This is a genomic window from Caulobacter sp. B11, assembly GCF_002737765.1.
In the GTDB taxonomy this organism is placed as follows: Bacteria; Pseudomonadota; Alphaproteobacteria; order Caulobacterales; family Caulobacteraceae; genus Caulobacter.
Map to the genome: position 1 here is coordinate 1 of NZ_PEGG01000241.1, position 8265 is coordinate 8265.

The window sequence follows — 8265 nt, forward strand, 5'->3', positions numbered from 1 at the left end:
TGCGAGAATCCGTGCGGAGAAACGCTGGCGGAAGAGGTCGATTCTTGACGGCCTTCGAAGCAGATCTTCAAGTATTATCGGGACGAATGAGTTAGCGATATGATGTCTCAGCGTGTCCAAGATCTATCAAAATTCCGCCTGCCACCCGAATTTCGCGGTCGATCTGCAGTGATTGTGCAACTTTGGTGGATCGTGCAGGCCACGATTTTCGGCATGTCACCCCAGTTTCTATACGGGTGGCGGAACTGGTTGTTGCGTTGCTTTGGGGCCAAAATCGGAAAAGATGTTTTGATACGACCAACCGTGCGGATTACCTATCCGTGGAAACTTCGTGTAGGAGATCGCAGTTGGGTGGGTGATTATGCCGGGCTTTATACGCTTGGTGAAATCACGATCGGTGCGGATGCAGTCGTTTCGCAACATGCATACCTATGCACGGGATCCCATGACATGGGCGCTGTTGGTTTTGACATCTATGCAATGCCTATTGTGATCAATGATGAGGCCTGGGTCGCTGCCGGTGCATTTATACAGCCCGGCCTCACCATAGGTCGTGGCTCAGTTATTGGCGCTCGATCAATAGTTACTCGCGATACAAAGCCTTTCAAGGTGTACCTTGGTTCACCCGCAGTTGAGGTTGGTGACAGGCGTAAGAATAATTAAAGGAATTGTTCGATTGTTCGGATCAGCGCTGGCCCCGTATTCGCGACATTAAATTGGTCCTTGAACAGGGATCGTGCGGCCTCCCGCATCGTCGCCTTCTCGGCTTGTGTTGTGGCGAACCACCGTCGCAGCAGCGTCTCAGCGCCATCAGCTGTGTCGGGTTCGACCAAGCCCGCGCCAGCGGTGTCGATCTCGCGCCAGATATTGACCTTGTTGCTGATTAGGACGGGCGTACCGCAGCCTAAGGCTTCGGCCACGGCGATGCCAAAATTTTCCTGATGCGAGGGCAGGATGAACGCGTCGGCACCGTACAACGCACCCCATTTTGCATTACCGTATAAGGGGCCGGCCCAGTGAATACGAGCGGCCACGCCACGCCTAGCCGCCAGAGCCTCTAGTGAGGCACGCAAGCCAGCCTGGTCAGGGCCGGCGACGACCAGATCCACGCTGGGGTGGTCAGCCGCCACGCGGGCGAAGGCCTCGACGAGCAGATCGCAGCCCTTCTTGGCATGGATGCGACTCAGGAACAGCAGATAGGGGCGGGTGTCCAGAGCCGGTAGAGCGGCCCGGAAGGCCGTGTCTTGCCCGGTAGTGTGCAACGGCGGGGCGCTGGTTCCGAAGCTAATGACAGTCTCTCGATAAGGATGGCCGAAGAACTGACCTCTCGCCTCCCGCCGCTCCTCTTCGCACGTAAAAAACGCCGATCGGGCCCCGGCCAGAAGGCGGCCCTCACCGAAGAGCCAAAAGGCCTGTTTCGCCAAATGCTTTAGCGGATAGGTCCGACGAAACCACGGGTCCATCATTCCGTGAGGAAAGACGAAATAGGGCGTCTTCCCATCAGGCAGCACCCGAGAGGCGGCGAAGGGTGCATAGTTCCACAGTCCGTCCACGATCACCGTATCGTAGCTGCCGATATTGGCGCGTAACCAGGGCACTAAGTTCGGAGCGTAGCCATAATGCTCTAGCGCCCGTCGCCATGGAAGTCGCGATCCCGTTCGGGGGCGTCCCAGCGCGTGAACAGTTAACGGGAACCCCTGCAGATGATGGCTGTCCGGAGGGTCGAGAGTGACCAACTCGCGCGTCACTGATACGCCGCGTGCTTTGCAGGCCTCATCTTGACGCAGCACGCTCTCAATGGGGCCGCCGCTCGCGGGGTCGATTGATGCGACGATGTGGAGGATGTTCACGCGGCTTCCGAAATAGCGAGATGGCAGGGCAATGCTGGACCCTGAACAGGATCAAGATAGCAAGGGCCTCAGATTTTCTAGGGCGTTCCTGTTTAGATAGGATCGCCGCACCTTACGACAGCCGTTTTGCCCCATCTCACGGGCTCGTAGTGGATCAGATAGTAGGGCGTCTATCTTGTCAGCCAGGTCAGAAACATCGGATTGATCGGCGACTAGGCCATCGACTCCGTCGGTAATAATTTCGCGGGGGGCACCGAGTGAACCGCAGATCACCGGGAGCCCGTGGCTCCAGGCCTCCAGATAGACGATCCCGAACCCTTCTTTGGACGAGGGCAGGGCGAACACATCAGAACTTGCATAGGCTTGATCTAAGACTTCGTCCGCCACGCGTCCCAGAAATTGCACCCGATCTTCCAACTTCAGCGTGTGGCTGAGCGCCTCAAGATCCGGCCGTAAGGGCCCGTCCCCGACAATGGACAAGGTCGCCGGTCGGCCCCGCGCCGCCAGCTCGCCGATCGCCCGGATCAGTTGGTCGACGTGTTTGCGGTGATCGCCTGTGCCGAGGCGTGTGACGCATAGGACGTGATGGCCCGAGGTTGCGCGCCCAGACGGCGCGAAGTCGTCGATGGCGTTCGGATAGATCGTGAACCGTTCGGATGGAACGTGATATTCGCGCGCCATGATGCCAGCCGTATAGGTACTAACAGAGACGATCCTATCCACCCATTTTAAGAGGAAAGGCTCATAGGGGCGTTTTGCTCGGAGTCCATCATTCCAAACGTCATCGCCGTGGACAAACAGCGTGGTCCTCAATGACGGTCTCAACAGCTTCGCTAGCCCGGCGAGAAGAACCAGGTTGATGTGGCCGATCAACAGATGATCGCTACGGCGCGATCTAGCGAGTGTCCGTAGAATGAGTCCGGCCCGGTCTTGAGCGAAGCCGACAATGTCGACGCCGGGCTGGTGTGGGAGGTCGGATGCACGGTCATCCATCAGATGCGCGTGACAATTCTGGAGCGCGCCCTCGTCGACCAGAGCGCCGAGATTGGCGATGAGACGGCGGTTGAAATTCTGCAGCCCTCCAACTCGGCTGTAGGTGGCGAGGCCAACGAAGAGGACGGAGGGCTTCATCTGGGCTCGCAAGTCCGCCGCGCCCGTGACCAAGCAGCCGCCTCAAGGATTCCACTAACGTCCTGAGCATAGCCCCAGTCGCCGATGATCCGCCGGCTCTCGTCGCCCATGGCCGCTAGGCGCGCCGGATCCGACATGGCCTTGAACAGCGCCTCGGCGAGGGCCGGCTGGTCGCCGGCCGGGAACACGAAGCCGTTAATGCCGTCCTTGACCAGGTCGGGCCAGCAACCGACCTCGTCGCTGACGATCACTGGCAGGCTGGCGCTCATCGCCTCGTTGACCACCAGTCCCCAGGGTTCATGGCGCGACGGCAGCACGAAGAGATCGACCAAGCCGAACAGGCGACCCAGCGACTGCTGGTTCTGAAAGCCGAGGAAGACGATCGGCAGGCCCCGGACGGCCGCCTCAAGCGCCTCGGCCTGCTCTCCGGAGCCGGCGAAGGCGAGCACGGGTTTGTTGACGCCGGCCGCCAGCAGCCGCGGATAGGTTTGGCGGAACGCCTCGATCAGGTCCAGACCCCGCTTGCGCTCCATGAATTTGGACGCGAACAGTACAACCGTCGCGTCGCGATCGAAGCCGAGGGCCTCGCGCCTTGGCCCGAAGTCGGCGCGCGATTCCGCCGACAGCCGTTCAAAGAACTCGCGGTCGACGGCGTAGGGCACCAGGAAGATGCTGGCCGGATCGACGCCCTTGGCGATGTAGTAGTCGCGGTTGAGGGTGCCGATCGCCAGGAAGCCGACGCCGCGCTTTGACCACGACCGCAGGATCGCGCCCTTCACGCGCTCCTTCCAGGGGCTCCGACGATTTCCGGTCTTCTGGACCTCGTCGCGAATGAACACTTGGACGCCCTGGCGCAGCGCCCGCTCGATGACATAGGCGTAGTACGGATTAGCGAAGCCGTGGATCCAGAGGACGGTCTTGCCGGACGCCGCCAAGTGCTTGAACAGTCCCTGGCTGAAATCGAGCTTGCTGATGCGGTTCAGCGGATGGGGCGTCAGGGTCTTGGACTTGTATCCGTCCAGCAGCGGCACGTCCCACTCGACCTTGCCGCCAAAGCCGGGGTCGTAATAGGCCGCCGTGGAGAAGGACGAGCGGAAATAGACGTCGAGATCCACCCCGGGCTTGCTGGAAAGCAGGCGCATTAGGGGCGCCTGGTATTGGATCGGGTGGCTGACGAGATAAGCGACTTTAATCATCAAGCCACGATCCTTTGATCCGAAGGGCGGAAGAGTTCGGTGAGGATGGTCCCAACCAGGGCTTCGTTGCCGAAGCCCAGTTCGCGCACTCGCTTCATGCCGGCGGCGCGGATCGCATGGCTACGGGCGGGGTCGGCCAGCACTACGAGACACTTATTGACGCATTCTTCGGCGTCGGCCCAGAAGATCGCATGGCGGTCTTCGTCATAGACTTGCAGGTGCTCGCTCGTGCGTTCGGCCACCAGCAGGCCGCCAATGTACGGGATTTCGAAGGATCTCTTGGTGTGCAGTTCGCGGTTCTGGGCGGAGAGGAAGCCCAGGCAGGCATCAGCCCCGGCGATCGCGCGGCAATAGTCGCGGCCGTAGAGCGCCGCGCCTTTCCAGGCGTGGCGTAGGGCGGGCCAGTGACGCGACTTGCTCCAGCCGTCACCCCAGACCGAGACTGATATGCCATGCTGCAGAAGCGCCAGAATGATATCCTCGCGATTTTCGTGCCGCATCCAGGTGCCGATGAAGGCGATTCCGCCGCCATGCGGCCAGGTCACCATCTCGTCGTTCGACGGAGGGCGGTGTTGCACTTCGTCATAGCTACGCCAGACCTTGATCGTGCGACGAGCGCCCAGCCGCTTGAAATCGGCCAGGGTCGGGTCGCGCATGGTCACGCACAGGTCGTAGGCGGGGAGGGCGGCGACCAGGCTGTCGAACCGCCGGCCATCGCGCCCGCCGGTGGGGTCGTCCGGACTGAACAGCACAGTGCGCGGGCAGTAGCTTGTGAGCAGCTTGACGCAGTCCGGACCAAATAGCTCGCCGCTGTCGACCCACACCGCGTCGTGCGATCGGATCGCCGTCGCCTGGGATTGAAGCAGCCGCAACGCCGCGTGCTGCAGCAGACGGTAGCCGGTGCGGTAGTGCAGTCGCGAGGCCACAGGGCCGTTTAGCTTGTCGGCGAGCGCCTGATGCGGGTCGAACAGGGTGACCTGATGCCCGATACGGACCAAAGCGTCGGCGCGATGGCGTGTAGTTGCCGACGGCGACACATGTCCGATGTAGAAGATCTTCATCGTGGCGGGCTCGCAACATGCCGCCGGCCATACCTCGGTCGGATTTTGCCGCCTCGTCGCCCAGAAAAATGAGAAAACAGAAAAGTCCCGAATGGAAATATTAGGAATAACAAAAACATATTTCTAGGCATTACCAGCCATCCTGTTACGGATGCCTCCCCCATGCCAAATGTAAAGGCATATATTGCAGAAGACAAGGTGACGAGCGAGAAGGCGGGCCCAAGTATTTCACACATAAATAGTATAAAAAAAGCGATAGTGTATATGATAATTGGATATATGATCAGTCCAAACCAACCAAAGTCGACATATCCGGCAAAATATAGAGAATCAGCGACGTCAGAATAACCAGTAACAATGCCGTTCGATGCCATGAGTACCTCGGCATTCTCAACATCAACTTTATTTGGAAATAAAGCTCTAGGTATGGTCCATATCAGGCTGTTAACTAAATACTGACCATTCAAGTATTTCCAATCGTGGTTTGCCTTCTGCATCGAGGCGGACAGGCTGGCGGCCAATAGGGGGCGCGTGGAAAGGTTTAGCGCGGTTCGCCGCGCCTGTTGTGCCCGTACGTTTGTATCTTTCAGCGCTGTTGCGCTGCCGATGGCGACGTTCAGACCGGAGACTTCGGTGCCTGTGCGGGTGTCATAGCGCATGTTTCGCGCCATATTGCTCGCCAACATCGCATTATAGTATATTGGCACGCCGATCGCGGTAATAATAATCAAAGTCTTGAATCGTGGCAAGCGTCCAGAAATAAATGTAATCCAAACAAAATGCATGACGGCGAAAAATATCAAACCAGTTCTACCTTTACTAAAGTAAATAAAAAGCGTCAGTATCAAAGATACCGCAATAGCTAATGATTTAATTGATAGCAGCTCAGTTTTGAAATTGAAGCGAGAAAGTGCAAGGCTATTCAATGCTATTTGAGATCCCAATGCCATCTCTAGGAATGGTATATAAAACTCTACTTCCCCGACATTTTGCCCAGAAATACCGAATTTTCGCTGGCCGATAATGCCAGATGATATGAGAAATAGGTCCAGTAGTGATAAAATTATGAGAAAAATAACGGGAATGTAAGTTGGCGTTAGTCGGAGGCTTTTAATTGAAAGGGCGACGCGCATCTCCATTCTCGACAGGATGGGGGAGATGCTAAGGCAACCAAGAGACAATGCAAAAATGCTGGCGTATAAAACCCCAAATGCATATTGCCCTGCGTTAATTGATATTAATTGAAGAGTATAATCTATACTATAATCAAGTGTAAAAAAATGTATTATTATAGATATAAGCCACCCAAATGAAAGTGAAAGCGATAGAAAAAGCGATCCTGTTTTTAGAAGGGAAACGCAAAACATGCCGACTTTTATAAGATGATAGAGCAAATATACGTCAATGACGGCTGATACCGTAGCTGCGATGGTATTTGCATTTGAATTGTTTAAAGCTGCCGCCAGGGCCCAGAAAAATGCCGACACCAACAAGCCGAATATTATCGAGTTTGAAATAGAGATCTTGATGTCTTTGGGTGGTGTATTGTGGGTCACGTAATGCATGGTGTCTCATCGCTCAAGCGCTCGGCAGCCCGCGCGCTATTCGTGGATTTTCTTTCGAGTATTTGCTTGTATAGGCTGATCATCTGGTCTCCATAGGCCCCCCAACCTCTCAGCGTCGTCATCCTCATTCTGGCGGCACGAGCCATGCGGCCTTGAAGGTTGGGATCATCGGCAAGGCGTTGCAGTCGGTCGGCGAAGGTGTCGGCGTCTCGTGCCCGCAGGATGAAACCTTCTTCACCGTCGGTGAAGAGGTCTGTCGCGCCGGTGTTCTCAGAAGCGACAACTGGGCAGCCGCAGGCAAGAGCTTCGCCCATTACCAAGGCAAGGCCCTCCTCCACGCTTGGCAGCACCATGACGTGGCTACGGCTCATGATGTCCTTCAAGTTCGCACTAGAGAGGTGACCCACGAAGCGAACGCCGTCCGGCGCCAGACGGGTGATGAGGGGTGTCTCCGAGGTAGGGGATCCTACAATTGTCAGGCGTTTGCGCGGATGGCGCAGGAGCTCGAAAGCGGAGAATAGGTCAGGAACTCCCTTACGTAGCGATATTCCACCGACGAACAATACTTCGAAACTGTCTTTCGGCGGCCCGCCAGACGGGAAGAAGGCGTCGATATTGGAGCCGTATGGCACCTTGTGAACCTTGTCCGGCGACACGCCCTCGGCGATGAAGGAGCGGCGGACGAATTCAGATGGCACGGTGATCGCGTCAGCCGCCTCGTATTCCGCCAATTCACGACGAATCTTTTTCGCACTGAACATCGGGGCAGGTGCGCCAAAACGAGCGGCTTCCTGTTCCAGGATACGCTTTTGGAACAGGATGTGGGTAGAGCCGCGATCACATATATAGACGCCGCCGCGGCGCTTCACAGAAAGGCCTGTTCTCAGGCCGGACCCCGACAGGGCCATATAGATGTCGGCATCGCGGGCCCAGCGGCGCGCGTAGCGGTCGAGCGCCATAGCTCGAAAGTCGTCGAGGACTAGATTGGCGCGTTCATGCGCCAAACCGATCCGTCCAAGCCCAAAGCGTATCAGCGTGACAAATGGAAACGTTTTCACCAACTTGCGGGGGACGTTTTCACGTTGGACCTGAGCCCAAGGGAAGCCAGAAACGATCGCCGACAGGTGGCCGGCTGCGTGCAGTTCCCGGGCCAAGGCGAAAGTGTGAAACCTTCCTGGCGTTGTCAGCACCACTTTCATATCTTCGCCTCCTCGCAGCCAAGCGCGCTTCGCGAGGCCGCGACTAGGCGCGTAGCGAGTAACACCGTTCCTACACGACCTCGAAGGCTGAGCATGAACAGAATCCACCGGAGATATGGTTGGCAAAACACCACGAACCGATCGCCGTTGCGATCGACGGCCTGCAGATAGGTACGTCGCCGGTGCGCAGTTGGTGCTTGAGTCCGACCCACCGATGCTGAGCGTCGTAGCCGATAGTGGCATAGAGTCGTAGCAGGACCTGG

The 8265-nt window shown here is 57.3% G+C and carries 8 protein-coding genes; 1 reads left to right on the top strand and 7 read right to left on the bottom strand.

Annotation, left to right across the window (positions count from 1 at the left end):
- Nucleotides 1-102: 102 nt before the first annotated feature.
- Nucleotides 103-663, top strand: a complete 561-nt coding sequence (locus tag CSW58_RS10165; RefSeq protein WP_099447215.1) for a WcaF family extracellular polysaccharide biosynthesis acetyltransferase — start codon at nucleotides 103-105, stop codon at nucleotides 661-663.
- On the opposite strand, the gene CSW58_RS10170 is transcribed toward CSW58_RS10165, so the two are convergent.
- The 7 genes from CSW58_RS10170 to CSW58_RS15265 all read right to left on the bottom strand — a co-directional run.
- Nucleotides 660-1850 carry a glycosyltransferase gene (locus CSW58_RS10170; RefSeq protein WP_099447210.1) on the bottom strand — a complete coding sequence of 397 codons (1191 nt, stop codon included), beginning with the start codon at nucleotides 1848-1850 and terminating at the stop codon, nucleotides 660-662. The two genes, CSW58_RS10165 and CSW58_RS10170, sit on opposite strands and share 4 nt — an antisense overlap.
- 51 nt (nucleotides 1851-1901) lie before the next feature.
- A complete protein-coding gene (locus tag CSW58_RS10175) occupies nucleotides 1902-2981 on the bottom strand; it encodes a glycosyltransferase family 4 protein (protein WP_143755161.1) in 1080 nt (359 codons plus the stop codon).
- The gene (locus tag CSW58_RS10180; RefSeq protein WP_161494598.1) at nucleotides 2978-4123 is read right to left on the bottom strand and encodes a glycosyltransferase family 4 protein; all 1146 of its coding nucleotides are present in this window, start codon (nucleotides 4121-4123) and stop codon (nucleotides 2978-2980) included. Before CSW58_RS10180 ends, CSW58_RS10175 begins: the two co-directional genes overlap by 4 nt.
- A 53-nt stretch (nucleotides 4124-4176) precedes the next feature.
- Nucleotides 4177-5238, bottom strand: a complete 1062-nt coding sequence (locus tag CSW58_RS10185) for a glycosyltransferase (protein WP_099447213.1) — start codon at nucleotides 5236-5238, stop codon at nucleotides 4177-4179.
- A complete protein-coding gene (locus CSW58_RS13775; RefSeq protein ID WP_143755162.1) occupies nucleotides 5235-6803 on the bottom strand; it encodes a hypothetical protein in 1569 nt (522 codons plus the stop codon). Before CSW58_RS13775 ends, CSW58_RS10185 begins: the two co-directional genes overlap by 4 nt.
- Nucleotides 6791-8002: a glycosyltransferase family 4 protein gene (locus tag CSW58_RS10190; protein ID WP_161494599.1), complete on the bottom strand. Its 1212-nt coding sequence runs from the start codon at nucleotides 8000-8002 to the stop codon at nucleotides 6791-6793. Before CSW58_RS10190 ends, CSW58_RS13775 begins: the two co-directional genes overlap by 13 nt.
- Before the next feature lie 70 nt (nucleotides 8003-8072).
- A partial coding sequence (locus tag CSW58_RS15265; protein ID WP_236627763.1) for a hypothetical protein occupies nucleotides 8073-8265 on the bottom strand: 193 nt, incomplete at its 5' end.